The 25,234-nt window shown below is 44.3% G+C and carries 22 protein-coding genes; 1 reads left to right on the forward strand and 21 read right to left on the reverse strand.

Translation table 11 applies throughout. The features are described from left to right. The 3 genes from ABD006_RS05355 to spoIIID form a co-directional block, all read right to left on the reverse strand. Nucleotides 1-828, reverse strand: coding sequence for a flagellar hook-basal body protein (locus tag ABD006_RS05355; protein ID WP_343838461.1), 828 nt, complete (start codon nucleotides 826-828; stop codon nucleotides 1-3). 29 nt (nucleotides 829-857) lie between these two features. Continuing rightward, the gene (gene mreB / locus ABD006_RS05360) at nucleotides 858-1,856 is read right to left on the reverse strand and encodes a rod shape-determining protein (protein WP_343838463.1); all 999 of its coding nucleotides are present in this window, start codon (nucleotides 1,854-1,856) and stop codon (nucleotides 858-860) included. Between the two features lie 777 nt (nucleotides 1,857-2,633). Further along, the gene (gene spoIIID / locus ABD006_RS05365) at nucleotides 2,634-2,900 is read right to left on the reverse strand and encodes a sporulation transcriptional regulator SpoIIID (protein WP_044162357.1); all 267 of its coding nucleotides are present in this window, start codon (nucleotides 2,898-2,900) and stop codon (nucleotides 2,634-2,636) included. A gap of 494 nt (nucleotides 2,901-3,394) precedes the next feature. Between spoIIID and ABD006_RS05370 the strand changes: the two genes are divergently transcribed. Further along, entirely contained in the window at nucleotides 3,395-5,059 is a 1,665-nt protein-coding gene (locus tag ABD006_RS05370) for an SLC13 family permease (protein ID WP_343838467.1), read from the forward strand. Nucleotides 5,060-5,399: 340 nt separating this feature from the next. Here the strand turns inward: ABD006_RS05370 and ABD006_RS05375 are convergent, their stop codons facing one another. The 18 genes from ABD006_RS05375 to ABD006_RS05460 all read right to left on the reverse strand — a co-directional run bounded on the left by ABD006_RS05375 (nucleotide 5,400) and on the right by ABD006_RS05460 (nucleotide 25,097). Next, a complete protein-coding gene (locus tag ABD006_RS05375; RefSeq protein WP_343838468.1) occupies nucleotides 5,400-6,623 on the reverse strand; it encodes an MFS transporter in 1,224 nt (407 codons plus the stop codon). 244 nt (nucleotides 6,624-6,867) lie between these two features. Beyond that, a complete protein-coding gene (gene spoIIQ, locus ABD006_RS05380) occupies nucleotides 6,868-7,842 on the reverse strand; it encodes a stage II sporulation protein SpoIIQ (protein WP_343838469.1) in 975 nt (324 codons plus the stop codon). Between the two features lie 172 nt (nucleotides 7,843-8,014). Further along, nucleotides 8,015-9,040 (reverse strand): stage II sporulation protein D, encoded by a 1,026-nt coding sequence (gene spoIID, locus ABD006_RS05385; protein WP_343838470.1) that lies wholly within the window; start codon nucleotides 9,038-9,040, stop codon nucleotides 8,015-8,017. A gap of 266 nt (nucleotides 9,041-9,306) precedes the next feature. Next, complete coding sequence (locus tag ABD006_RS05390; RefSeq protein ID WP_343838472.1) at nucleotides 9,307-11,673, reverse strand: polyprenyl synthetase family protein; 2,367 nt, start codon at nucleotides 11,671-11,673, stop codon at nucleotides 9,307-9,309. A gap of 606 nt (nucleotides 11,674-12,279) precedes the next feature. Beyond that, complete coding sequence (murA, locus tag ABD006_RS05395) at nucleotides 12,280-13,602, reverse strand: UDP-N-acetylglucosamine 1-carboxyvinyltransferase (RefSeq protein ID WP_343838474.1); 1,323 nt, start codon at nucleotides 13,600-13,602, stop codon at nucleotides 12,280-12,282. A gap of 33 nt (nucleotides 13,603-13,635) precedes the next feature. Next, a complete protein-coding gene (locus tag ABD006_RS05400; RefSeq protein WP_343838476.1) occupies nucleotides 13,636-14,373 on the reverse strand; it encodes a YwmB family TATA-box binding protein in 738 nt (245 codons plus the stop codon). 225 nt (nucleotides 14,374-14,598) lie between these two features. Continuing rightward, nucleotides 14,599-14,829, reverse strand: a complete 231-nt coding sequence (locus ABD006_RS05405) for a DUF1146 family protein (protein WP_425542186.1) — start codon at nucleotides 14,827-14,829, stop codon at nucleotides 14,599-14,601. A 70-nt stretch (nucleotides 14,830-14,899) separates the two neighbouring features. Next, complete coding sequence (gene nuoN, locus ABD006_RS05410) at nucleotides 14,900-16,369, reverse strand: NADH-quinone oxidoreductase subunit NuoN (protein WP_343838478.1); 1,470 nt, start codon at nucleotides 16,367-16,369, stop codon at nucleotides 14,900-14,902. Nucleotides 16,370-16,372: 3 nt separating this feature from the next. Beyond that, on the reverse strand, nucleotides 16,373-17,848 hold the full coding sequence (locus ABD006_RS05415; RefSeq protein ID WP_343838480.1) for a complex I subunit 4 family protein: 1,476 nt from the start codon (nucleotides 17,846-17,848) through the stop codon (nucleotides 16,373-16,375). Between the two features lie 3 nt (nucleotides 17,849-17,851). Further along, nucleotides 17,852-19,771, reverse strand: coding sequence for an NADH-quinone oxidoreductase subunit L (gene nuoL / locus ABD006_RS05420; RefSeq protein WP_425542187.1), 1,920 nt, complete (start codon nucleotides 19,769-19,771; stop codon nucleotides 17,852-17,854). Between the two features lie 134 nt (nucleotides 19,772-19,905). Then, nucleotides 19,906-20,220, reverse strand: coding sequence for an NADH-quinone oxidoreductase subunit NuoK (gene nuoK, locus ABD006_RS05425; RefSeq protein WP_343838484.1), 315 nt, complete (start codon nucleotides 20,218-20,220; stop codon nucleotides 19,906-19,908). After that, on the reverse strand, nucleotides 20,217-20,723 hold the full coding sequence (locus ABD006_RS05430) for an NADH-quinone oxidoreductase subunit J (protein ID WP_343838486.1): 507 nt from the start codon (nucleotides 20,721-20,723) through the stop codon (nucleotides 20,217-20,219). Before ABD006_RS05430 ends, nuoK begins: the two co-directional genes overlap by 4 nt. Before the next feature lie 2 nt (nucleotides 20,724-20,725). After that, nucleotides 20,726-21,139: an NADH-quinone oxidoreductase subunit NuoI gene (nuoI, locus tag ABD006_RS05435; protein WP_343838488.1), complete on the reverse strand. Its 414-nt coding sequence runs from the start codon at nucleotides 21,137-21,139 to the stop codon at nucleotides 20,726-20,728. A gap of 220 nt (nucleotides 21,140-21,359) precedes the next feature. Continuing rightward, nucleotides 21,360-22,367: an NADH-quinone oxidoreductase subunit NuoH gene (gene nuoH / locus ABD006_RS05440; RefSeq protein WP_425542188.1), complete on the reverse strand. Its 1,008-nt coding sequence runs from the start codon at nucleotides 22,365-22,367 to the stop codon at nucleotides 21,360-21,362. Next, nucleotides 22,367-23,467: an NADH-quinone oxidoreductase subunit D gene (locus tag ABD006_RS05445; protein WP_343838490.1), complete on the reverse strand. Its 1,101-nt coding sequence runs from the start codon at nucleotides 23,465-23,467 to the stop codon at nucleotides 22,367-22,369. The genes nuoH and ABD006_RS05445 overlap by 1 nt, the downstream gene beginning before the upstream one ends. A 3-nt stretch (nucleotides 23,468-23,470) precedes the next feature. After that, complete coding sequence (locus tag ABD006_RS05450) at nucleotides 23,471-24,217, reverse strand: NADH-quinone oxidoreductase subunit C (protein ID WP_343838492.1); 747 nt, start codon at nucleotides 24,215-24,217, stop codon at nucleotides 23,471-23,473. After that, nucleotides 24,214-24,732 (reverse strand): NuoB/complex I 20 kDa subunit family protein, encoded by a 519-nt coding sequence (locus ABD006_RS05455; RefSeq protein WP_343838494.1) that lies wholly within the window; start codon nucleotides 24,730-24,732, stop codon nucleotides 24,214-24,216. Before ABD006_RS05455 ends, ABD006_RS05450 begins: the two co-directional genes overlap by 4 nt. Then, complete coding sequence (locus tag ABD006_RS05460; RefSeq protein WP_343838496.1) at nucleotides 24,723-25,097, reverse strand: NADH-quinone oxidoreductase subunit A; 375 nt, start codon at nucleotides 25,095-25,097, stop codon at nucleotides 24,723-24,725. The genes ABD006_RS05455 and ABD006_RS05460 overlap by 10 nt, the downstream gene beginning before the upstream one ends. Nucleotides 25,098-25,234 lie beyond the last annotated feature (137 nt).

The raw sequence follows: 25,234 nt of genomic DNA on the forward strand, positions 1-25,234 counted from the left end.
TTAGCGAAGACGCCCGATTTGATTGACGGCCATGTCCATGCTTTTATCATATGCTTTTAATACCTGCTGATTGGCCTCAAAGTTCCGGTAGGTCTGCAGCATTTCCGTCCTCGTCTGCGTGGTATCCACGTTCGACCGTTCAATCATGCCCTGGCGAACTTCAAACGTTACTCCGCCTGCATTACGGGCATTCACCGGTGCTTCACCGTCTTCCTCAAGGTTGTACAGGTCGTTATTTCCTTTAGTAAAATCCTGTGCGGCATTCGGGTGATAAACAATGCCCAGTGGGGTCACTCCGCCATTTGCCTGAATTTCACCGTTTCGGGTTACATTAAACTCATCATTATTGACCTGAATCTGGTTCCCGCCTTCATCAAGAACGTAATGTCCGCTGTTGGTCACGAGAAAACCGTTCGCGTCAATGGTGAAGTTCCCATTTCGGGTATAGCTTGTACCCCCGTCCTGATTCTGAATGGTGTAAAACAGGGAACCCGTGTCATCCGGCATTTGTCCGTTCCAGATGGCCAAATCTGTGGACATGCCTGTTTCCTTTAAATCCCCTTGTCCAAAATCAGGAATCGTCTCCTGCATATAGACACCTGTATTTAAACTCCCAATCAGCTTATTATTCGGGATGTTCACGGAATGATGAACAGGGAGCTGTTTGGAATCGGTCCGTTCAATTAACATTTCAGGAAAAGCCCGCATCGTGGTCTGATCGGCTTTATATCCCGGGGTTAGCGCATTGGCCATATTATTTGAAAGCACATCCTGACGACTCTGCTGTGTCATCATCCCTGATGCTGCTGTATAAAATCCTCTTAACATTATTTCAGCCTCCTGGTGGCAAGTCCATGTTAATTTTTCACATTGGGCAGTTTTTCGATTTGTTCGAGCATAAGGCCTGTCCCTTTTGCCACGCAGAACATTGGCTCCTCGGCAATGATGACAGGTACTTTTAATTCTTCGGATAGGAGCTGATCAAGCCCATTCAATAGTGCTCCTCCACCGGTCAAAATAGCTCCGCGGTCAATGATATCAGCGGAAAGCTCAGGCGGTGTCCGCTCCAGTACAGTTCGCGCAGCTTGTACAATAAGGGAAACCGATTCTTCCAGGGCATCATTGATTTCTTTTGAGTTCACCGTAATCGTGCGTGGCAGCCCTGTGACAAGGTCCCGTCCGCGGATGTCCATTTCCTCATAACGGTTGTCCGGAAATACGGTGGCTACATTAATTTTAATATCTTCTGCTGTACGGTCGCCGATTAACAGCTTGTACTTCCGTTTAATGTGCTGAATGATTTCATTATCAAACGTATCTCCGGCCATTTTTATGGAGGAGGCGGTGACAATATCTCCCATGGACAATACAGCTATGTCCGTCGTTCCACCGCCTATGTCCAATACTAAGTTGCCGCTTGGCTGAAAAATGTCCATGCCTGCACCAATGGCAGCCACTTTCGGTTCTTCTTCAAGATAGACTTTTTTGCCGCCGCTCTTTTCAGCAGCCTCTTTAATCGCCTTCTGTTCGACCTTGGTAATGTTGGTCGGGCAGCAAACTAAAATTCGTGGTTTGGACAGGAAGCCTCTCACATTGATTTTTTCAATAAAATACCTTAACATGGCTTCCGTCACGTCAAAATCAGCAATGACGCCGTCTTTTAACGGTCGAATCGCAATTATATTTCCTGGAGTACGTCCAATCATACGTCGGGCAGCTTCCCCAACTTCCAAAACTTTTCCTGTGTTTCGATCCATGGCAACAACTGCCGGCTCATTTAAAACAATTCCTTTGCCTTTAACATGAATGAGTACATTAGCTGTTCCTAGATCGATGCCAATATCCCGTGAAAACATGAACCATTCGTCCTCCCTGCGTAGCTTTCTATATTACATTTCACCTATTATCCGCAATCGTACTACTCTATTTCTACATTTTAACATAAAAATTGTCATATCGTCTCACATTTTTTCGAAAAAAATATATTCAATATCCGTTGACTGGTGCATGAAGATGCGGATGCAGTGGCGGACTTTTCCTGGTATAGATAAAACTGTCATATTCGGTGCTGCGTCGCTGTACAGGTGCTGTCGTGGCAGAGAGATTTTATGTAACATATGTATTCGTTTTGCGACGTTTATTCTAGCTATGTCCAGGTTCTGCTGCGGCTGCTGGTTCGCTGATTAAAGATAAGCCCGATTATGTTTTCGAACGACCTGGCTCATGTCCATTAAGTATTTCGGGAGAACGCGGCTTGGGGCTGTTCGCTTTGGAATGAGTTCTCTTCGTGGCTGTTTGTAATAGGTGAGCTGGGTTGCTGGAAGCTTTGTTTCGAAGGCATTTGCAGTGGTTTTGTCGTGATGTTTTCATCTTGTTGTTTTTGATATGTTGAGGCTTCGTGCTGTTCTCTTTGGTGTGATTCTACGGTGTTATTTTTTGAATGATTATAGTGGGATTTAAATAACCGATTTTCTCCCATATTGAATGACTTTTAATTTTGAGATTGAATGGAATGTTGTTATTCCATTTAAAATATACTGGATGTCAGATTAGCATTTGGAAGCTGGATCTGCCTGAAAATCTTTTATGGATCGGATGAATGGTTGTTCATCATAAGGAAATAAAAATGACAATTAAACCGGCTCCTTTTTGTCCTCATCATTGTACTTCTGCTTTGTTGCGGCTCCACCACGCAGATGTCGAATCGACTTATGGTAGGTTAATATTTCCTTCACTTCCTTCCAAAGCTCGGGATTGATTTCCGGAAGCCGCTCGGTCAAATCTTTATGGACCGTACTCTTGGAAACCCCAAACTCCTTTGCGATTACGCGGACCGTCTTCCTTGTCTCCACGATATATTTCCCTATCTTGATTGTACGCTCTTTGATGTAATCGTGCACACCACTCGCCTCCCTGAGTTGGATCTCTTAAAGGCGTGAAATGAGACAAGGTGATTTTTCCGGGATACCTGTAGTAAATTTGATTGCCATCCAGAAGTCCGTTTCCTATTCCCTCTAATCCTCTAGCTGCGTCACACACTTTCCCACCTCAAACCTTTCTTTGAACTTGTTTGTAACATTTTATTAACGAAACTGTGCGAATATGCTTAAAATTCAAGTAGGACAAGGTGTTTGTTGGTTTTTTTAAAGGGAGGGACCGGGATTCTTGGGATTCTGAGCTAAGTATTTCGAGGATTAGGCGGGCTTGGGCTGGCGTTTCCGGGATTGAGCTGAGCTCTTTGGGATAGAGCTAAACTCCTCCATAATTATCCAAATAGTTTTTCCTTTAAAATTTTGAAAATTTTTGATAACGTTTGCAGTAATCGAAGTTTTCTCTTCTTTCAAACAACTGCTTTTCTAGCTGGTACTATTTATACGACAAAGGAGATGATGCTATGATGACAGCTGCATGGAACTGGTTATGGGATATGCATAACCAGGCCAAGGATTTGCTGCGTTTTTTTGCCAGGCCCTCTTCATCGAGTCTCGGGTCTGAAGGTACGAATCCAAACACGATTCGGCGCGAGAACAATCGGGGAAATGGAAATAACAATGGAAATGGGGACCGGCTATTTAAACCCGGACAGATGATTGGTCTGATTCTCGGCCCTGCACTGTTCTTTTTAACGTTACAGTTTTTCCATCCGGATGGCTTGTCCGATGCCGGCGTTGCGGTTCTGGCCAGTACGATATGGATTGCGATCTGGTGGATTACGGAGGCTGTGCCCATTCCTGTTACCTCCTTATTACCGATTGTCCTTTTTCCACTCACTGGCGGTCTTGATATCGGGGCGACGACCTCTTCCTATGGGGACGACACGATTTTCCTATTTATGGGAGGCTTTATGATTGCCCTGGCTATGGAAAAATGGAATCTGCACCGGCGGATTGCCCTATCTATCATTTCCGTCATTGGCACAAATTCAGAGCGGATTATTCTTGGGTTTATGGTGGCTACCGGATTTTTATCGATGTGGATTTCCAATACGGCAACCTCTATGATGATGGTTCCAATTGGGCTTGCGATTATTTATCAGGTGGCCGAACAATTAAAAGATGACCATTCGATTGATACCTCTCAAGAAAACTTCGGATTTGGCAAGGCGCTGATGCTGGGGATTGCTTATTCCGCTTCTGTGGGAGGAATTGCGACCTTAATCGGAACTCCGCCTAACACTGCACTGGCGGGTGTGATTAATAATATGTACGATATTGAGATCACCTTTGCCGGCTGGATGCTTTTCGGGGTTCCTATTGCGTGGATTTTTATTTTCATTATCTGGTATTATCTTGTGAAAGTATCCTACCCTCTTAAATTTAAGCATTTGCCTGGCGGACGAGAAGTAATTAAGAATGAAAAAGAGAAATTAGGCAGCGCCTCTTTTGAGGAGAAAGGAGTTATGGTCATTTTCGTTCTGGCCGCTTTTGCGTGGATCAGCCGTTCGTTTTTGCTTACTCAAATCAATGAAAATATTAATGATGCGATCATTGCGATTACAGCTGCGGTGATTCTATTTATCATTCCGTCCAAAAATCGGAAAGGCGATTATCTGCTGGACTGGAATACCGCTGTGAAGCTTCCATGGGGAATTCTGCTGCTATTTGGCGGCGGTCTCGCCATCGCAAGCGGATTCAGCAGCTCCGGACTTTCCGAATGGATTGGAAGTCAGTTAAGCGTGCTGGATGGAATCAATATTTTCCTTATCCTGTTAGCTGTAGCAGCCATGGTTATTTTCCTGACCGAGGTAACCTCCAACACAGCGACTGCCAATATGATGTATCCAATTATGGCTTCACTGGCCGTTGCTCTGGGGATACACCCTTATGCCGTTATGATCGCTGCCGCCGTTGCAGCTTCAAGTGCCTTTATGCTGCCGGTTGCTACACCTCCAAATGCGGTCGTGTTCGGTTCAGGGTACTTACGGATTCCTGATATGGCTAAAGCAGGATTTGCCCTGAACATCATCGGTGTGCTCCTCGTTGCCCTTGCCATTTACTTCTGGCTGCCGGTAGTCTGGGGCATTGATTTAACCGAAATCCCGGCAAGCATGAAAAATTAATAACAAAGGCGGAAGCGCCCGTTTAGCGACGTACGGACTGGACTGAGCCGGAGGAGATAAAGGAAACACGACGAACAGCGTGAGTCGATGTTGACTTATCGGACGGAGGGGAAGGAAGTCACGCTAGTCGCCGGGCGCTGGAGCCGGACGTGGTCACTCAGGATTTCTTATCCACAAAACCGTTTACTTTATCATTTTCGTGGCCGTAAATAAACTGCACCTCAATATGAGCCTGATCCATTCATTGAGGTGCAGTTTTCTTTTTCAAAATCCGCTTCTGCAGGTTATTGGCTTCGGTTTTAGAAGATAGATGCTTTACGGTTATCCATTGACGTTAGTACTATTTCTTTCCGCTGCATTTTGCTTCCTTTTCCTGACAACGGTAAACCGGCTTAATGTATAAAGCACAGGAATACAGCTTAGCGTAATCACAATCCCTGTCCAGCCCATCGCATTCCATAATGGCCCCAAAGCTTGAGCTTCCGAGCGAAACGCCGACATAATAGAATACGAGATAAAGACTGGAGGCACTCCCTTTATGATGGGTGACCTCAAATCCCACTGATGAGGCGGTAATGGAGTGGGCGGTGAAAAAGCCCAGACAGGTGATACAAAGCCCTATCGCGATCATCCATACCGTGGGTGCCAGGGTCATCAGAATCCCCAGTGACATAACGACAATTCCCGCTGCCCGAACGATTAAAATGCCAAATCGCCCTGAAAGCCAGCCGGCAACAGGAGAGCCGACAACTCCGAGTCCATAAGCTAAAAACAGATAGGATATGGCTTCTAAGGACAACGAAAACGGCGGACCTTCCAAATGAAACGGCAAATACGTCCATATCCCGGTAAACGAAAGCTGGATAACAACTCCGATTCCAAAGATCCACAGCAGTCCCGGGTTTTTTAAGTGATACAGAAAGCCTTTCATATCCCGGGAAAAGGTTAATTGGCTGGGTGTAAAAAAACGCGAGTGAGGCAGCATAAATAAAACCGCCACTAACACCACAAACCCCAATCCGCCTAATAGATAAAAAGCCATTTCCCAGGATAAATGGTCCGAAACATAGCCTGTCATTACGCGTCCGACCATCCCTCCAAGCGCATTGCTGGATATATATAGTGCAGTTGCCAGAGGGAGGCTGCTTTTGTCAATCTCCTCCATCAAATAAGCCAACGCGGCAGCAGGAAGCCCGGCTAATGCAAAGCCTTGTAAAAAACGAAAAATCAGGAATAATAAAAAGGAGTCTGATAAAGGAATCAACAGAAAAGGGATCGCTGCCCCTGCCAGTGATAATTTTATAAACATCGTACGCCCATTACGGTCCGATAGAAATCCGAGTACAATTAATCCGATAATCAGTCCAATGATGGTCAGGGACACGGAAAGGGACGAGACGGATACCGAGACATCGAATTCCCGTACAAATAAAGGCAATAGCGGCTGGGTGGAATACATAGCCGCAAAAACAAAAAAAGACGAAACAGCCAGGCTGATGGTAATCAGCCAAAATTGAGAATCCTTTACTGTATATGCGTGCTGGTTGTTTGTTTGCTTTTTCATTTTATGTAGTCTCAACACCCCTTCACTCGATGAATTCGTCTGATCGGCCGGACTTCATTTTATGGCCAATGAGTTGATTTTATCATAAAGTGAAACTTCCATCAGTGGGGGTCTCCATCCCCACTTAGTCTTGTTGGGGTAACTTCAGGACTTGAAGTGGGGGTACTACGGCCAGTTCATGCGTGATAAAAGGGATGAGCCAAAAAAAAGACTGCCTCACTGAGACAGTCTTTTTTATCATTCCTTATGCAGTTGCGGAGGATGCAGAAGATTCAGGCTGTACATCAGTGGAGTCATCTTCTTCACCGTCTGAACCGTTGTCTTCATCACCTGAGTCTCCCTGGTCATCGGTGTTTTCTTCCTGACCAGAAGTTTCTTCATCAGATGCTTCGTCATCGGTTGCTCCGTCTTCAGAAGCTCCATCCTCAGATGCTCCATCTTCTTCGGTGCCATCCTCTTCATTTCCGTCTTCCTGATCTCCATCTTCTTCATTTCCGTCTGAAGGAAGTTTAATTTCACTTAAAGATTTGTTGAAATACTCTTCCGGATCCACGCGGGTTCCGTCTTTACGCAATTCAAAATGTACATGAATACCATTGGCTTGTCCATAAAGGTTTTGACCAGCAGTTCCAATTACGTCTCCCTGCTCAACTTTTGCTCCAGAATCCACGGTTACATCTTCAAGACTTGCATAGTTGGTCGTTACTCCATTTTCGTGAGTTAACTCAACAACCATACCCAGCAACGGATCGTCTTTAACGTCGGTAACCTTACCACTCAATGCAGCTGTTACATCAAATGGCTCTTCATTCGTGGATGCGATATCAATTCCTTTACTTTGGTAATACTTATTATTGTAAAGGACGAGTGCCTGTTCCTGCTCCTTTTCTGATGCATTGTAGTCGTAGAATTTCGTTACAATCTCGGTTTCCTTTGCATTGGCTACAGGCATCATAACTTGCTCATCTTGCTCGATGACTGGAACTGAATCGCCTTCAGGACGTTCACCAACCTGGTCTGTGTTTTCAGAGTCTAGCTGGTCTGTCTGGTCCTGAGCTTCTTCCTCTGGTAAATCAATCGCTGCATTTTGATACCAGAGAACTCCAGTTAAAACCAATGCTGCAAAAGTTAAATAAACTGCTGGATAAAACCACTTTTTGCGTACTAACTTCCTCCATCCGGAATTTTTTGAGTTAGGATTCTTTCCTTCCTCATTCATTTTATCACCACCTCAGCAACCATTCTGAGCAGATTGAGGAAGATATATACCTTATTTTCAAATTTTTTTACACTTATTTTTCGACAAAGTGGATTTTTTTATGCGTTTTTTATAAAAAAAGTTTATATCGGGTGTGGCTACCCAAAACAAAAAACGGACCCGCTAAGGCCCGCTATTCGTTCAACACCATCACACGTTCAGCGTTGGATTCAATTTGGGAAATTTTTGTTCCTTTATAGTAATGTTTAATAATATCTTTATACGTATTGCCTTCCTTAGCCATGCCGTTTGCGCCGTATTGGCTCATGCCGACGCCGTGACCGTAGCCTTTCGTGGTGAAAATGAGGTGCTCATTTTTATGCTGGATTTTAAAGTCGCTGGATCGGAGGCCTAAAGCTTCCCGGACTTCACGGCCAGTGAAATTTTTACCGGCAATTTTAATGGATTCGACTCTGTTGCTGCTGGTACGTTTGATATCCTTTAAAACCGGATTGGAGCTGAAGTTGATTCCCAGTGCTTTTTCAGCTTCTTTAATGGTCACGATTTTCTGATCTTCAAATTTAGGGGACTGCTGATCCCACGGGCTTTCTACACTGACTAAATAAGGGACTGGGTTTTGCCAGTAATCCTCGGCGTTTTCGGTATGGCCGTTGCTGGTTGAAAAAAAGGAAGGGGTAATTGGATTGCCCTTATACGTAATAATTTCGCCTCGGGTGGCATTGACGGCCTTCTTGATCTTCTGCATTTTCCAGGTGAAATCCCCCTTCCATTGCTCCTTCAGTTCGGCCTCGCTCTTATAAACCTGATGCTGAACCGTGTCTGTGATGGGCTCCTGCTTTTGATTCTCTTCTTTATTCAGCACATACTTCACAATATATGTTCTGGCTGCGAGCGCCTGTGCTTTGAGTGCCTCGAGCTCAAATTCAGCAGGCATTTCGGAGGCTACAACTCCCGCGACGTATTTCTCCAGTGGTACATTATCGACCGTTTCTTCCTGTGAGCGGAAAACGGAGACAACGTAGGAATCCTCTTCCGCGGTTGCCTGTTCATCTGGTGAATCTTTTGCTGCTGTCGTTTTCACCTGATAGTTATCGTTGGTTCCCGCACCGATAAAGGGGGTCACAATAGCGGTCGGAATAATAACAACGATGGCAATCATGACAAGTGCGGCGAATATACTGACCTTTTTGATGTTCACTGCATACGGCCTCCTTTCTCAATCTACTAAAATATTTATTCGTGAGGCCGATTTAATAGAACTAAAAAATGAGGAATTGTGTATCTATGGAATAGTAAAGGGAAACTTCCATCAGTGGGGGTTTTCTCCATCCCCCACTTAGTCTTGTTGGGCTATCCTCAAGACTTGAAGTGGGGGTATTACGGCCAGTTCATGCGTGCTAAAAAAATAGACAGGCCCAAAATAGACCTGTCCATCACTTGCTATATTCTCTTCGTATATTCGGATTAATGATCGCGGTTTACAAAATAGGTTAACAGCTGCTTTAAAAATGCGGTATTCCGGGGGACTTCCTGCAAGGCGTCCATGGCCTCACAATAATGATCCCACATTGCTTTTCTGGCACCTTCTACTCCTAAGATGGATACAAAGTTTGAATGGTTGTTCTCAGCGTCGATGCCGGTATTTTTCCCGATTCGCTGCTGATCTCCTTCCACATCCAGCAAATCATCTTTAATCTGGAAGGTAATCCCGAAATGGCGGGAGAATTTTTTCAGTGCACTGATCTCGCTTTCTCCTGCCTGGGCGAGCATGGCTGGAAGGACGAGGGCAACCTCAAATCCAAGACCGGTTTTATAAAAGGAGATGGTATTCATTTCGTCCAGTGTCAGATTTTTTCCTTTAGCGTTAAGATCCATCACCTGACCCTTACACATTTCCTCGGTTGATTTTGTTGAATAGTGAATGACCTTAAGAACGGTGTCGGCGTCAAATGCATCAAGCTTCGTTTCCTCCCTGACCGCCCGCTGCGTCATAAAGAGAGCCGTTAATTCCGCAATACTTGTACGATATACCTGATGCAGGGTCGGCTTCCCTCTGCGGGTCGTTGCATTGTCCTGGGATGGAAGATCATCAAAAATCAGGGAAGCGGTATGCATGTATTCCAAGGATTTGATCAATGGCTCAATTTCTGAACTTTTCAGGCCATATCCATGCACACCCATCATCCAGGTCACAATCGGCCGGAGCCGTTTCCCGTCCCCACTCAGACTGTAATTAGCCGCATCTATAATGGGATCTTGTGGTAATGCATCCTCTTCAGGCATCGTTAACATTTGATTAATCCGGGGATGAATTTTCTCAATGCTTTTGAAAAATTCCTCCTGTTCCCTGCTGCTGTTTCTTAAATCAGCAATCAGCTGATCTCTGATTAATTTATCTAAAAATGCCACATCGTCCACTTTATGACTTATCTTTTGTACCAGGTTGTTGAGCTTCGGAATCCCTGAGGCAAATCGATTCATTAATTCATTATATTTTTCTGTACCAAACTGTGCTCTTAACCGTTTCAGACCATTGATTGCTCGTCCCAGGATGACTTCACATGTTTTTGGGTCTGAGTGATAAATGTTGTGAATCAGGTTATGGGTAACGGCCCAGTATAATTCAAATGGATTGATCAGGTCGGGGCGTTCTTTATGGTGCTTTAAATAATAGGTATATGGAGTTACCGTACCCTCTTTCAGGTCACTGTACATGTCTCTCAGATCATCTGAAAGCTGGTTGTATATGCCGTAATAAAAGGTGTACTGGTCCAGGCCTTCCGTATTTTCACCACTGGTTATCGCATGGATCATTAAACGGGATGAAGCCGATTTAAGTATGACAGGAATGAAGATATCCTCGTTGGTATAGCGGCCATTGAGCAAATCCTTATTCCGGTCTTCCTCCTGTGCTTGGAAAAACACATACGCCTGTTCCAAAAAGTTGTTTTTCGTGCTTTCGGTCTGATGATTTTTGATATATTCAAAGGCTTTTTTCAGTTCTGAATGAGCAAATTGAACCAAATGTCTGTTCTTCCCTTGCCACTTGCCTAAAGCTGGTACCGATCCTGTTACCAAGGTTGTCCGAATGATTTCGGAATAGCGTTTTGCCTCTTCTTCTGATAAAACCTTGCTGTCCAGTAAATCATCAATAAATGGATAGGTCAGACCATAAGCGTAGCCAAGCCTGACAGCTGTATCAAGAGTCCGGGAAAGCTCCTCGGGCGACATCCCCTCCCCCTTTTCCTCCAGCTCATTAATCATCACGCCGGTAATGATTTTAATGAGTTTTAGCTGGGCTTTTTCAGCATCCATTTCTTCGGGGATTACTGAGGAGATTGTCTTCAGTTTCTCGATAAACCAGATCATCGTTGACTCAAACTGGTATTTCTGTGCAATCCGGTACAGCCAGGCAATATTAAATTGCTCAGCATCCAGATCACTTTCTTTTCGTTGGGAAATTTGCTTTTTCAGATGCTCCACGACATTCCGAACCTTTATGCGAGTACCTGCCGAACTTAAGTCCTTGCCCATATCCCTAAGGTAAATATAGGAGACACTCCGCTCTAAATAGTCATCGAGCTTCCCTTTCTGTTCCAGCCATTTAACATAATGGTTATAGCTTTCAGGCTTTTTTCTATGTGATGAAAATAAGGAGAAAAGGGAATGACGATGACGTCGGTGATGACTCCAGGATTTCAGATCTGTTATCAGCGGCGGGATATGCGTCTTCTGGTGGATCTGATCATATAATATATTAAAATAGTCAGCTGCTTTTTCCTCTGCCAGCCAATAGCAAGTATCCGTATTTACGACAATCTCCTCATTCATATAAACATAACCTCAATCTAACGTTTCTATATTTTGTATGAATCATCATACATTTGTAGTACGTCTATATTATCATTCCATATGTCATTTTTCTACAAAATTCGGGAGGTTCATGGGAGATTGATCGATTATTTTGTGATGCGGATCTGGCTGTGTGTTGGGGGGGTGGCGGGGATGTGATGATTGATCCGAAATTATGTGAATTATGCCTGTTTTAGCGGGATTGGTCTCAGTTGGTGATAATTGAGCGGAATTCAATCTTTTTAAGCCCGCATAACCGCTTTTCACGCCTATTTTCAATTCTTTTAATCCATTTCTGAAATGATTTAATCCTATTTTCGTAGTTTTCTGTCCGCTTTTGATATAATTAAGCGGATTTTTATGGAATGAATCCGGCCCACTCCTGATTCAGCATATATTGTCTGTTTTAATCCGGCTTATCTTTAATTGAGCCGGAAAATCCAGGTTTAAGCCAACTTTGCCATTATTCATCCAAAACTCCGGTAATTGAACCTCCTCCGCTATATGCATAAACAAGGGCTCAAAAAAACAGACGAATTGGAAAATCCAACCCGTCTGTTCTCACTTCATCCTATTCCATTCTACTTATAATGAGCTGATTTGGTCATCGGCTTCTGTCATAACTTCTTCTTCCTCTTGTTCTTCAGAGGCATCTCTTACCCGGATAATATCTGCACCCAGTTGTTTCAGCTTACCTACAATGTTTACGTATCCACGGTCCAGATGTTTTAATTCGGTCACACGTGTATAACCGTCAGCTACTAATCCGGCTATGATTAAAGCTGCGGCTGCTCGCAGGTCGGTTGCTGTAACTTCAGCTCCCTGCAGGTCAACTGGACCTTCAACGATTGCGCTTCTGCCTTCGATACGAATATTTCCGTTGATACGTCCGAATTCCTCGACATGCATAAAGCGGTTCTCGAATACCGTTTCACTAATCACACTTGTGCCTTCTGCTTTCATCGCGAGTGTCATAATCTGTGGCTGCATGTCAGTAGGGAATCCAGGGTATGGCAGCGTTTTTACATTGACCGACTTAAGTTCTTCAGGACCTATTACGCGGAGCCCCTCTTCTTCCTCTTCAATAATGACCCCCATCTCTTCCAGTTTTGATATGGTTGAGGTCAAATGATCGGCGACTGCGCCTTTAATATAAACATTTCCACGTGTGATGGCAGCTGCAGCCATAAACGTTCCGGCTTCAATTCGGTCCGGAATAGTTGTGTGTTCAGTTCCCTTAAGAGAGTCTACACCTTCAATTTTGATCGTTTCTGTTCCGGCACCAATGACTTTAGCACCCATCTTATTTAAGAAATTGGCCAGGTCTACAATTTCCGGTTCTCTGGCGCAGTTTTCCAGTATTGTTTTTCCTTCAGCCAGTGCGGCTGCCATCATAACATTCTCTGTGGCGCCTACACTTGGGACGTCTAAATATATTTTTGCACCTTTTAATCGACCGTCTGTATATGCTTCAACAAAACCATTTCCAACATGTACTTTGGCTCCCATTGCTTCAAAGCCTTTCAAATGCTGGTCAATGGGTCTGGAGCCAATTGCACAGCCACCCGGCATTGCTACCTTCGCGTGGCCATAGCGTGCAAGAAGAGGACCTAAAACAAGGACAGATGCGCGCATTTTTCTGACGTATTCAAGTGGTGCTTCTGTTGTTAAAGGTCTTGCTGAATCTATAACGAGTGTATGATCATGAGATAATACATTCACATTCATGTTTCGAATCACTTCACTCATGGTTTCCACATCAGCGAGTGCTGGTACTTCATGAATCACACTTTTTCCTTCACTTGCCATTATACTTGCTGCAATGACGGGCAGGACAGCATTTTTAGCACCGGAGACCTTCACGGTACCCTTAAGCTGCCTCCCACCACTTACGATGATTTTATCCAATACTTTCCCCTCCGCGTCCTCATTTTCACTATATTAATATTCAGTTACAAGGATTGGCGTTCCTATGATGACATTCGATCCATGCGCCAAACCATTTCGTACAGCCATTTGAACATTCATTTTTTCTCTCTGTGATATAGGTATTTCATCTATTGTCCATTTGTGAATATATCCTGATACGGTTTCAAAATTTTTTTCATTCAACGTTTTTAGCTTATCCATGTTCGTCTGTTCCTGAAATTTATCAACCAAATAATTACTTTTAATATTATCACTAGTTTGTGCCCTCATACAAGTGAAAATCGCAGGTATTTTGTCGAATAATTGCAAAACTTGCTGGTTTAATGTTTGTTTTACCATTTTTTCGACATTTTCGTCCCACTTTTTTCCTTTTAGTATATATTTAAATTCAGCTGTAGCAGAATTTTTCTGGTGCACTATGGATAACTGTTCGGTAAAGCCGCCCATTTTATTATGGTTGTTTATTATAATTTTTTCGGCCTGGTTATCCAGCCTTTGAACATCAACGGACGCATCAGGGAATTGACGGTTTAAAATCTGTTCCACACTTTTGGATTTCAGCTTTACCTTATCACGCATCAGGACCTGCCACTCTAAAAGCTCTAATTGCTCATTCTGAAAAAATGAATAGATCTCATTTAATGGTTGCAGATTATGGGACGCCTTAGCCTCGGGGGCAGTCAGATTGAGGTTCATAAAGAAAATTAATAGACTAATAGATATGATTGCTTTTTTATAGATTTTATTCATTAGAAATCCCTCTCCCGTACTTTTTAGTCTTCATTATGGGCAATTGGGAGAAGGTTTAAACGTTGGGAAGTGATTTTTGTGCGGGGGTGATGACTTCGGCGAAAAGCTCGCGTAAAATGACATCTATTTGCCTGGATTCTGTGCCTATTTGCCAGGATTGGAGATTTAAGCCTATAAATAAAAATAGCAGAAGATCAAGCGTCCTCTGCTATTTCCATTGTACCTTTAAAATAAATAGATTAAATCCTGTGCCCAGGAAAGGATATCAAGGAAGAAGTTACTGGCTGTTGTCCCGATGGTTATGCAGACAAGTATGAATAGGATTCGAGCTTCCATGACCTTGCCTTTTTTGAAAAACTGTTCAATCCGCAGTCCCTCGAGAACCTTCCATGTAAGAACAAAAAATACAATATGTGAAACTAAGCCTGTTAGTGCTGTTATTCCGATTGATTCCATGATTTCGACCCTCCTACATTGTCTCTATTTACTTTGCAATAGAAAGGCGGGCGATGTCAATTCGATTGGATTATGAAAAGAAATTCAAGGCTAAAAACGGGAAGATTCCCAGTCCAATAGTGCCAATCAGACAAAGGAGCAAAGGAGTCCATTGCAGCACCGTAATTCGCGGCCTCTCTTCCTCCTGAGGTCTGCGGATAAACATCTGGACGAATATATTGAAATAATAAATATAGGATATCACCGTCATAAGTGCCATCATTCCGGCTAACAGATATTGGGCGGGGTTTGCGATAACCGCTCCTATAAAAATATTCAGCTTCCCAACAAACCCGGCTGTACCCGGAATTCCAGCAAGTGAAGCAAGGAAAATGGTCATCACCACAGCTAATTCGGGAGATTTTTTATATAAACCTGTGAAAATGGATAAATCCTCTGATTCTTTCTGCTGTTCCAGTATGTATACCACCATAAATGCTCCTATCGTCATAAACACATAGGCCAGCAGGTAAAACCAGATATTTTCCAGGGACATCGGCGTTAACGATACAAGCGGAATCAGAATATAACCGGCGTGACCGATGCTTGAATAAGCGAGAAGCCGCTTCATGTTTCTCTGTCTGAGGGCAATGATATTTCCCACCACCATCGTTAAAATCGAAACGGTGGCGACAAACCCAAACATCGCTTCAAACAGTGCCTCATTTTCCGCGGCCACCCCAATTGAATGGAAAAGGTCCCAAAAGAGGCGAATGATAATCATAAACCCCGCTGCCTTGGAAATGACACTTAAAAACGCACTGACAGGAGTGGCGGCACCCTGATATACATCTGGGGTCCACATATGAAAAGGAACGGTGGAAATTTTAAAGCCGAGTCCAATAAACAGAATGATAAAACCTATGAGGGCAACCGGCTCCCCGCTTCCGAGTGAACCGGACATTTCCCGGGAAATATCGACAAGTTTGGTTGATCCTGATACTCCGTAGACGTAGCTCATGCCGAAAAGCGTAAAAGCTGTCGCAATTCCTCCATTTATCACATATTTCAGCGCTCCTTCATTGGAGTGAGCATGCTGTTTCCGCAGCCCGACCATAATGTAGGAGGATAAGGACAGCAGCTCAAGTCCTACAAAAAGAGTGATCAGGTCGGCACTGGAAGCCATCATCATGGTTCCCAGTAATCCCGCCAAAAGTAAGTAGACATATTCGCCTCTGTCTTCAATTTCCTGATGAGCGGTTCTTGATAGAATCATGAGGAAAATCAGAAAACTGCCCAGCAGCAGGATGAATTTAAAGTAAAAGGAAAACGAATCAAAGATATACGTATCATAGAGAATCGACACATCCTGATGCCCAGCCTGAAACCCTAAGAAGAGGATCGAAATTCCAATACTGATGATGGCAAGCCAAGGCAAATGCCCCTTCCACTGTTTTTTTCCAAACAAATCAATCAGGGACAGCAGAATTCCCGCAATTAAAATGGTAAACTCTGGTGCCATCATTCCCCATTCAAAGCTTCGTAATGTTTGTAAATCCATGACTTATCCCCCTATCCCCATAAGTATGGTTTCAAGTGTCTGCTGGATGGTCAGTGCAATCGAGTTCGGAAATACGCCGATACCAATGATACACAGAAGCAAAGTCGCTGCTGAGAGCCCTTCATCCATGTTTAAGTCTTTAAGATTTCCAAAGGTATTTCGATAGCTTCCGAATGTCATATTTAATATGGCTCTAAGGAAATAGACCACGGTCATGATTAATCCGAGTGTTCCTATTACTCCAACTACAGGCATCGTTTCAAAGATTCCGATAAAAACGGTAAATTCACTGACAAAGCCGCTCATTCCAGGCAGTCCAAAGCCTGCTAACGCGGCTGCCAGGAAAAATCCTGCGAGCAGCGGGGTTAATCGGGCAAGGCCGCTCAGTCGTTCCAAACGGGTCGTCTGCGTTCGCACGAGCAAAATCCCTACAAGCAGGAAAAATAATGCAGAAATTAACCCATGCGATACGGCCTGGAAAATCGCTCCCTGAATTCCCGCCTCATTAAGGGCAGCCACCCCGAGGAGAATCAGGCCCATATGGGAAATACTCGAATACGCAAGCACCGCCCGTAACTCATCCTGCACAAAGGCCAGAAAAGCTCCGTACAATAGATTTATTAATCCCAGAATGGCGATCACCGGAGCCAGTTTTCCAAAAGCTTCCGGAAAGAACGCTACCCCGAATTTAATCAGTCCATAAGCTCCGATTTTTAACAATACCCCTGCATGAATCATCACCAGAGCCGGCGGTGCGTGGACATGGACCTTAACCATCCAGGAATGAAGCGGGAAAATGGGCAGTTTGACACCAAAAGCAAGCAATAACGTGATAGCAATCCCCAGCTGAAGACCTTCCTGTTCCCCGCGGCTGAAGTATTCCGCTACGACTGAAAAATTCGTGTTTCCAGCATTCACAAATATAACGGCTATCGCCAGCAGAAGCAGCATGGATCCCAAACCGTTATAAATGATATAGCGAAAGGCTGCTTCCTCCCGATCCGTGCCGCCCCATTTGCCGATTAAAAAAAACATCGGAATAAGGGTAATTTCGAAAAATACGAAGAAAAGGATCAGGTTATCAGCGGAAAACACTCCGAGAATTCCCATTTCCAGAATAAACATGAGGATAAAAAAACATTTTACGTCTTTGTCAATCAGCCACCGTGCTGATAGGATAGCAAGTAACGAAACCACCGTGGTCAGCAAAATCAATACCACACTAAACCCGTCTGCTGCCAGTTCATAATTCAGGATTAACGTCCGCTCAACCACCTGAAAAGTTATCCATGAAACCTGCTCTGTCAGGCTATTTCCGGCCTGAAACTGAACAAATACCAGTATGGAAAGGAGGAGAGGAACAAAGCTTGCCATTAATGCCAATACGTGAGTGCGTTGCTGATCAACCGAATTTCTCGTAAACAGAAAAGCCAGAATCCCAATGACAGGGGAAAATACAAGCAAGGTAAGGATACCCATCTCTTAAAATCCCCCTTTCATCATGTATACAGCCACAAAAACAACCATTCCCAAAAAAGCAACCGCTGTGTAAGTCTGTGTCTGTCCTGTTTGTGATTTAGAACCTGATTTACTTAACGTAGTCACCAGTTCCCGGAAAAAGGAAACCAGGAACCCAACTCCATATCGTTCAACGTAAACGAACATCCGGCCAAGCCATCCTGCACCCTTAACAAAGGAGGCGTCATAAAATTCATCAATGTAGTATTTGCGGGTCAATAAGTTGTACGTTCCCGCCATGGATGACTTCCATGCTTCCTGATTCATCTGTTTCTTTATATAAATCATGTAAGCGAGCAGGATTCCTCCCAACGATACCAGGGTAGCTGCAACCATAACCCATACGGAACTTCTATGATGGGTTTCAGCTAAAGCAGGGCTTTCCCGCAACAACCAGTCTCCCAGAAAGGAACCGAACCAGCTTGTATTGAAAAAACCTGAAGCCACCGCGAAAACAGTCAGAATCACCATCGGAAGTTTCATCATAAATGGGATGGGGCGCACCTGATCGATTGGCTCCCTGCTTTCCCCATGAAATACGAGAAAATATAAACGGAACATATATAGAGACGTTAAGAATGCCGCAATCAGTGCAATTACCCACAGCCCGTACTGTCCATCCGCCCAGACTGCCGATAAAATTTCCTCTTTGCTGAAAAATCCGGAGAAAAGCGGGAAGCCGCTTATGGCCAGAGCACCAATCGCAAAGGTGATACTCGTGAGCTTTAAGCGATGATGAAGACCTCCCATTCTTTTAATGTTTTGGGTATGAACCGCATGAATCACCGCGCCTGCAGCCAGGAATAACAACGCTTTAAAGAAGGCATGAGTAAATAAATGGAATACACCTGCTGTATAGCCTAACGTCCCCATCGCCAGCATCATAAAGCCAAGCTGGGAAATGGTTGAATAGGCCAGCACCTGCTTTATATCATTCTGAACAAGTCCGATTGTCGCCGCATAAATCGCTGTAAATCCTCCGACGACGGCCACTACGATCAGAGCGGTTGTACTGGCCATATAAAGAGGATACATCACAGCAACAAGATAAACCCCTGCGGCGACCATGGTTGCTGCGTGAATCAATGCGGAAACCGGCGTTGGCCCCTCCATCGCATCGGGAAGCCAGGTATGCAACGGAAACTGACCTGATTTTCCAATCGCACCGATAAAAATAAGAATTCCAATCAGGGTAAGCATTCCCCCATCCACCTGACCACCAGAAATCGCGGTAAATATAGCTTCAAACTGGAGACTTCCCGTTTGCCAGAAAATCAGGATGAGTCCGATTAACAGTCCCATATCCCCGATGCGAGTCATAATAAAAGCCTTTTTAGCCGCCTGCTTAGCCCTGTTTTTATAGAAATAAAAGCCGATTAACAGAAAGGAACCGAGCCCGACAAGCTCCCAAAACATGTAAAACTGCAGTAAGTTTGGAGATAAAACAAGTCCGAGCATGGCAGCGGTAAAAAGACTTAAATAGGCGAAAAAGGTCGTCAGCCGCTTATCGTTTTCCATATAACCTATCGAATAAATATGTATACACAAACTGATAAAAGCAACTAAAATCAGCATGAGGCCGTTTAAAGGGTTAAGCAGTGTTCCAAATGAAATCTGAGTGGAACCAATCACAAGCCATGTCCACTCCTGAAGAGCTGTTCCTGTATCCAGCAGCTGAATGAACACAAGAGCAGCTAAAAGAAAGGCCAAAACGGATGACAGTACAGCGATGTAGCCACCTATGTTTTTCATCTTGTCCCTGAAAACGATGAGCAGAATAAACGTAAGCAAAGGTATTATTGGGATCAGCCATGTGAATTCGATCATTTCTAAAATCCCTTCCTTCTGGATAAAGTGAAACTTCCACTGTGGGGGGTTCTCCATCCCCCATTGATGGTTAGCTGAACTTATCAGAATTCATTGACCGTTTATCCCCCACTTTGTCTTACTGATTTACCCTCAACTTGAACTGGGGGTAGGTCAGTTCATGCGTGATAAAGAATTCCTTAACCTGTCTGTCAGCCTTTCAAATCATTTCCGTCATCGATGTTGACACTATGTTTTCTGCGGTACCATGCAATTAAAATAGCCATGCCGACAGCAACCTCAGCGGCGGCAATCGTAATGGAAAACAATGAGAAAACCTGACCCGTAATATCCGGATGGGCCCCGTACTTACTAAAAGCGACCAGGTTTACGTTTACAGCGTTCAGCATGAGCTCAATACAAATAAGAACAATAATCGTATTCCGTTTCGTTAATGCGCCAAACAGACCGATACAGAATAAAATCAGGGCAAGAATAAGAAAGGGCTGCAAAGGGATTGAACTCATTGGTCTTCCCCCTCTCTTCTTCGTGTCAATACGACGGCACCCATGAGAGCAACCAGCAGAACGATGGAAACCAGTTCAAACGGAATGACGTAATGGCTGAAAATACTTTCCCCGACTTTCCGGGTGTTGTCTGCATGCAGCGTCTCTGCCCCCGGTCCAAAATAAAGATTACGGATGCCCGCATATACAGTGAAGAAAAAGATGATTACCCCAAGACCGGCTAATGCTGCCCTGATTCGGCTGGAGACTCTATCCTCCTCTGCCTTGTGATCGGTCAGCATAATGCCAAACGTCAATAAAATCGTAATTGCACCTGAGTAAATGAGGATTTGCACTACAGCAACAAACTCAGCAGACAGCAAAACGTAAATACCTGCCAGACTGACAAAGGTAAGAACAACAGATAACAGCATATGCACGACCTTCTTCAGGTTAATCATGAGGATCCCACCAAGGATGGCTGTACCTGAAAGGATTAAAAAGGCGAGAAATTCCCCATTCATGGTCAATTCTCCTCCCGAATATTTGTATCATTTTCATCCAGCCATTGAAGGTCCTTGAAGTGTTCATCTCTTGAGTAATCCGCCAGTTCAAAATTATTGGTCATCACAATCGCCTCAGTCGGACAGACCTCTGTACAAAGATCACACAGGATACAAATTTCAAAATTAATATCATACGTTTCAATAATTTTTCCTTTGCGATCCGGGTCCGGATGCTTTTTCCCAGTCAGCTGAATGCAGTCAGTCGGACAGATGTTCACACACTGGTTACAGACAATGCATTTTTCCGGATAGAACTTCTGAATCCCCCGAAATCGATCAGGCATGGGGATCGGTTCATCCGGATAGGAGTAGCTCAAATTTTCTTTGGACATATGACGAATCGTATGAGCTAAGCCTTTTGCTAAACCTTTCATGATTCCACCACCTTTAAAAATGTTAAGGATGTTTTTGCACATACCTTATGATACTCTAGCTTACCGCAGTTGAAATACACTTCGCTTTCCGCGGGTGAGCGGTGAGCCTCCTCGCTGCGCTGCGGGGGCTCACCTGTCTCACTCTTCCCGCAGGAGTCTACGTGTATTTCAACTGCTTGTATAGATGTAACCATTGAGTTCAGTTAAATATTAAACACTTTTAAAAGAATAATTCTTTTAAGATAGCAGATAGGAATATATTGGCCATGGCTGCGGGCAATAGTATCTTCCAGCCGAATTCCATGAGCTGATCAGCACGCAGGCGGGGCCAGGTTGCGCGGATCCACATAAATACGTACACAACGATGCTGAACTTAATGCCGAACCAGATAAAGTCGGGGATAAAACCAAGTCCCGGGATGGGATTCCAACCTCCGAGAAATAACACGGTTATCAGCGCTGACATCGCAAATAAGTAGACATATTCGGAGAGCATGAAAAACGCAAAACGAAAGCCCGAATACTCCACATGATAGCCGGCAATTAATTCAGATTCCGCCTCGGGTAAATCAAATGGAATGCGGTTAAGCTCAGCCGTTGCAGAAATAAAAAAGATGATAAATCCGATTGGCTGTAACAGGATATAAGGAACATATTGCTGCTGCTCAACGATTTCAACCAGATTGAGACTGCCAGCAAACAGAACCACTCCGATAAGGGACATCAGAAGCGGGATCTCATAGGAAATCATTTGAGCGGCTGAGCGCATACCTCCCATTAAGGCATACTTGTTATTAGAGGCCCAGCCTGCTGTCAGCATTCCCAAAGTTGATATTCCGGATATGGCAATAAAATAAAGAAGACCTACCCCAAAATCGGCGAAGAGAATCGATTCGGTAAAAGGGATGGCTGCTAGAACCATAAACGAAGGAACAAAGGCTATCACCGGGGCCAACCAGAAGAGTGCCCGGTCTGCCTGTTTCGGCCGTGTATCCTCTTTAATTAAAAGCTTCAAAACGTCAGCTACAGTTTGCAGGAGTCCGAACCTTCCCCCTGTACGATTGGGGCCATAGCGCAGCTGCATATAGCCAAGCACTTTTCTTTCAGCTAAAATGGCATAGGTGACAAAGCCCAGGACAATGGACAATAAAGGCATAGTGATGAGGATAAAAGTAAATAGATTCGAGCTTGCCGGTTCGCTTGCCAGTAATTCATTCATCCATTTCATCAGCCATCCACCTCCCCCAGCACAATATCAACGCCACCCAAAATAGCGATTAAATTGGCCATATTTTCTCCTTCCAGCAATTTGGGCAGGATCTGCAGATTGTAAAAGGAAGGCCTGCGAAACTTCAGCCGGTAAGGTGTTTTCTTCCCATCACTCGCAATATAGCAGCCGATCTCCCCCCGCGGAGATTCAATACGAACATAGACTTCACCCTTGGGCGGCTTAATAATCCGTGGGACTTTCCCCATTGTTTTCCCACCTTCAGGGAACTGATCAACCGCCTGCTCTAAGATTTTCAGGGATTCCTCCATTTCAGACATACGGCATAAGTAGCGGGACCAGGCATCCCCTGTTTCACCCACAGGGACATGAAAGTCAAACCGGTCATAAATCGAATAAGGCTGCTCTTTTCGCAGATCGTAAGGAATCCCTGTACAGCGGAGATTTGCTCCGCTTAAGGAATATTGAATAGCTTCCTCCTGTGTATACTGGCCCACTCCTTTAACACGGTTCAGAAAGATTTCATTGCCTGTAACCAGTTCATGATATCCCTTCACCTGTTCTCTCATGTAAGGAATAAAATCCCGTACTTTGTCAATCCATCCATCAGGAGCATCCCACTTCACTCCGCCAATCCGCATGTAGTTGAACGTAAGACGAGCTCCACAAAGTTCGTTTAGTAGATTTATAATCATTTCCCTCTCCCGAAATGCATACAAAAATGGACTTGTTGTTCCAATGTCCATTAAATAGGTGCCATACCATACGAGGTGGCTGGCGATCCGTCCCAGCTCCATGGCAATGACACGTAAATATTCCGCACGTTCCGGCACTTCCAGATCCATAAGCGTCTCAACTGCATGACAGATCACATAGTTATTTGTCATGGCTGACAGGTAATCCATCCGGTCTGTATAGGGAATAATTTGCGTATACTGCAGATCCTCGGCCAGTTTTTCCGTACCTCTATGTAAATAACCAATGACAGGTGTAGCTTCCTTAATGATTTCTCCATCCACTTTCACGACCAGGCGAAACACCCCATGGGTACTGGGATGCTGCGGGCCAACATTTAACAGCATTTCCTCGGTACGAATCATTCGCTACACCTCCACATCATACGGTTCATAATCCTTGCGAAGAGGATAGCCCTCCCAGTCCTCCCCGAGCATAATCCGTTTCAAATCGGGATGATCCTCAAAGGTAATCCCAAGCAAATCGTAGGCCTCATTTTCCGGCCAGTTCGCCCCCTTCCACAGGGGAACCAGAGATGGAATCACAGGATTGTCCCGGTCAAGCTTTACCTTTAAAGCCACAGACTGTTTTTTTGTCATGGAGTATAAATATACGTAGATTTCCATATGACTTTCATAATCAATTCCGTGTAAATCTGACAAAAATTGAAACTGGAGTTCTTCATGATCTCTAAGGAGTTTGGCAATGGAAAAGTAGCTCTTTGGGGTCGCTGTGATGGTAGGAAGTTCTTTGGATGAACGATTGACGAACGCTTCTTCGATGGAATCGTCCCCGAGGCTGTTTTTTATCATTTTTACATAGTGGTCTAATAATGGCTGATTAGGTGATGGTTCCTGCTTTTCGGGCGGCTGATCTTTTTTCGTGCGTTTTTTCCGTGGACGTTTCGGTTTTTCAGACTTGGAGGTGGTTTCTGATGAATCGGCTTTAGGCGGGCGGTCTGAAGATTGGTTGATTTCATCTGATTCTGCAGTGGGTGCATCTTCCTGGTTTGTGGGTGCTTGTTTCTGATTTTCATGTTCCTTTGGTTTTGCTTCTTCTGATTTTGAACTTATGTCCTCATTTTGTTGTGGTTTGTTTTCATTTTCCTCTGTCATGTATTTGTCACCCGCTTTCCGGTTTTTGCTTCATAGCGGATTTTTTCCTGCAGCTTATTGATCCCGTAAATGAGTGCTGCCGGATTCGGCGGACAGCCAGGAATATAAACATCGACGGGAACGACCTGGTCGACACCTTTGACGACTGAGTAGGAATAAACATAAGGTCCTCCTGCCGTTGCACAGGATCCCATGGCAATGACCCATTTGGGCTCAGGCATCTGATCATAGAGTCTGCGAATAATCGGGGCCATTTTTTTCGTTACCGTACCTGAAACAATCATGCAGTCGGAATGTCTGGGTGATGAACGGAATATGGATCCAAACCGGTCTAAATCATAATGGGAGGCACCGACGCCCATCATCTCAATCGCGCAGCAGGCCAGGCCAAACTGAACTGGCCAGAGCGAGTTGCTTCGTGCCCAGGATTTAAGCTGCTCAAGCGTCATAAAAAAGACATTCCGTTGCATTTCCTCCCGTTCCTGCACTGAAATATCCTCAAGATTCATTTCCATTTAAGCACTCCCTTTTTCCATGCGTAAACTAATCCGAGAAACAGAACGACAATAAAAATCAGCATCTCAATCAGGGCAAAAATCCCCAGTTGTTCATAGGCCACAGCCCATGGATATAAAAAAACCGTCTCCACATCAAATAACACAAACATTAATGCGATCAAATAGTAGCTGACATTAAATCGGACCCTCGCATCCTGAAAAGGTTCAATTCCACTTTCATAGATTTTCCGTTTGGCTTTTGTCGGTTCATGCGGCCGCAACAGTCTTCCTGCTGTTAAGGCCACAATCGGGAGCATAACAGCGATCAGCATAAATACTACAATCATCGTATAGCTGTTCTGATAGACATGAAGAGAGTCCATGGCTTCACCTCTCTTAATCTATTTTCGGAATAATCGAAAATTTTTGTAATCGCTTTCATTGTAGCACTATAACCTGAAATTGTCGATAGCGCAGGGGTTATAGACATGTTCATTTGTTATATTTGTATGCCTTGGGG

Origin of the sequence: Salinibacillus aidingensis (assembly GCF_039522525.1) — a bacterium.
Lineage (GTDB): Bacteria > Bacillota > Bacilli > Bacillales > Alkalibacillaceae > Salinibacillus > Salinibacillus aidingensis.

Coding starts and splice junctions, on each gene's coding strand:
- ABD006_RS05355 (WP_343838461.1), bottom strand. CDS start 828: ATGTTAAGAGGATTTTATACAGCAGCATCAGGGATGATGACACAGCAG.
- mreB (WP_343838463.1), bottom strand. CDS start 1,856: ATGTTTTCACGGGATATTGGCATCGATCTAGGAACAGCTAATGTACTC.
- ABD006_RS05370 (WP_343838467.1), top strand. CDS start 3,395: ATGATGACAGCTGCATGGAACTGGTTATGGGATATGCATAACCAGGCC.
- ABD006_RS05375 (WP_343838468.1), bottom strand. CDS start 6,623: ATGAAAAAGCAAACAAACAACCAGCACGCATATACAGTAAAGGATTCT.
- spoIIQ (WP_343838469.1), bottom strand. CDS start 7,842: ATGAATGAGGAAGGAAAGAATCCTAACTCAAAAAATTCCGGATGGAGG.
- ABD006_RS05390 (WP_343838472.1), bottom strand. CDS start 11,673: ATGAATGAGGAGATTGTCGTAAATACGGATACTTGCTATTGGCTGGCA.
- ABD006_RS05400 (WP_343838476.1), bottom strand. CDS start 14,373: ATGAATAAAATCTATAAAAAAGCAATCATATCTATTAGTCTATTAATT.
- ABD006_RS05405 (WP_425542186.1), bottom strand. CDS start 14,829: ATGGAATCAATCGGAATAACAGCACTAACAGGCTTAGTTTCACATATT.
- nuoN (WP_343838478.1), bottom strand. CDS start 16,369: ATGGATTTACAAACATTACGAAGCTTTGAATGGGGAATGATGGCACCA.
- ABD006_RS05415 (WP_343838480.1), bottom strand. CDS start 17,848: ATGGGTATCCTTACCTTGCTTGTATTTTCCCCTGTCATTGGGATTCTG.
- nuoL (WP_425542187.1), bottom strand. CDS start 19,771: ATGGAGAACCCCCCACAGTGGAAGTTTCACTTTATCCAGAAGGAAGGG.
- nuoK (WP_343838484.1), bottom strand. CDS start 20,220: ATGAGTTCAATCCCTTTGCAGCCCTTTCTTATTCTTGCCCTGATTTTA.
- ABD006_RS05430 (WP_343838486.1), bottom strand. CDS start 20,723: ATGAATGGGGAATTTCTCGCCTTTTTAATCCTTTCAGGTACAGCCATC.
- nuoI (WP_343838488.1), bottom strand. CDS start 21,139: ATGAAAGGTTTAGCAAAAGGCTTAGCTCATACGATTCGTCATATGTCC.
- nuoH (WP_425542188.1), bottom strand. CDS start 22,367: ATGAAATGGATGAATGAATTACTGGCAAGCGAACCGGCAAGCTCGAAT.
- ABD006_RS05445 (WP_343838490.1), bottom strand. CDS start 23,467: ATGATTCGTACCGAGGAAATGCTGTTAAATGTTGGCCCGCAGCATCCC.
- ABD006_RS05450 (WP_343838492.1), bottom strand. CDS start 24,217: ATGACAGAGGAAAATGAAAACAAACCACAACAAAATGAGGACATAAGT.
- ABD006_RS05455 (WP_343838494.1), bottom strand. CDS start 24,732: ATGGAAATGAATCTTGAGGATATTTCAGTGCAGGAACGGGAGGAAATG.
- ABD006_RS05460 (WP_343838496.1), bottom strand. CDS start 25,097: ATGGACTCTCTTCATGTCTATCAGAACAGCTATACGATGATTGTAGTA.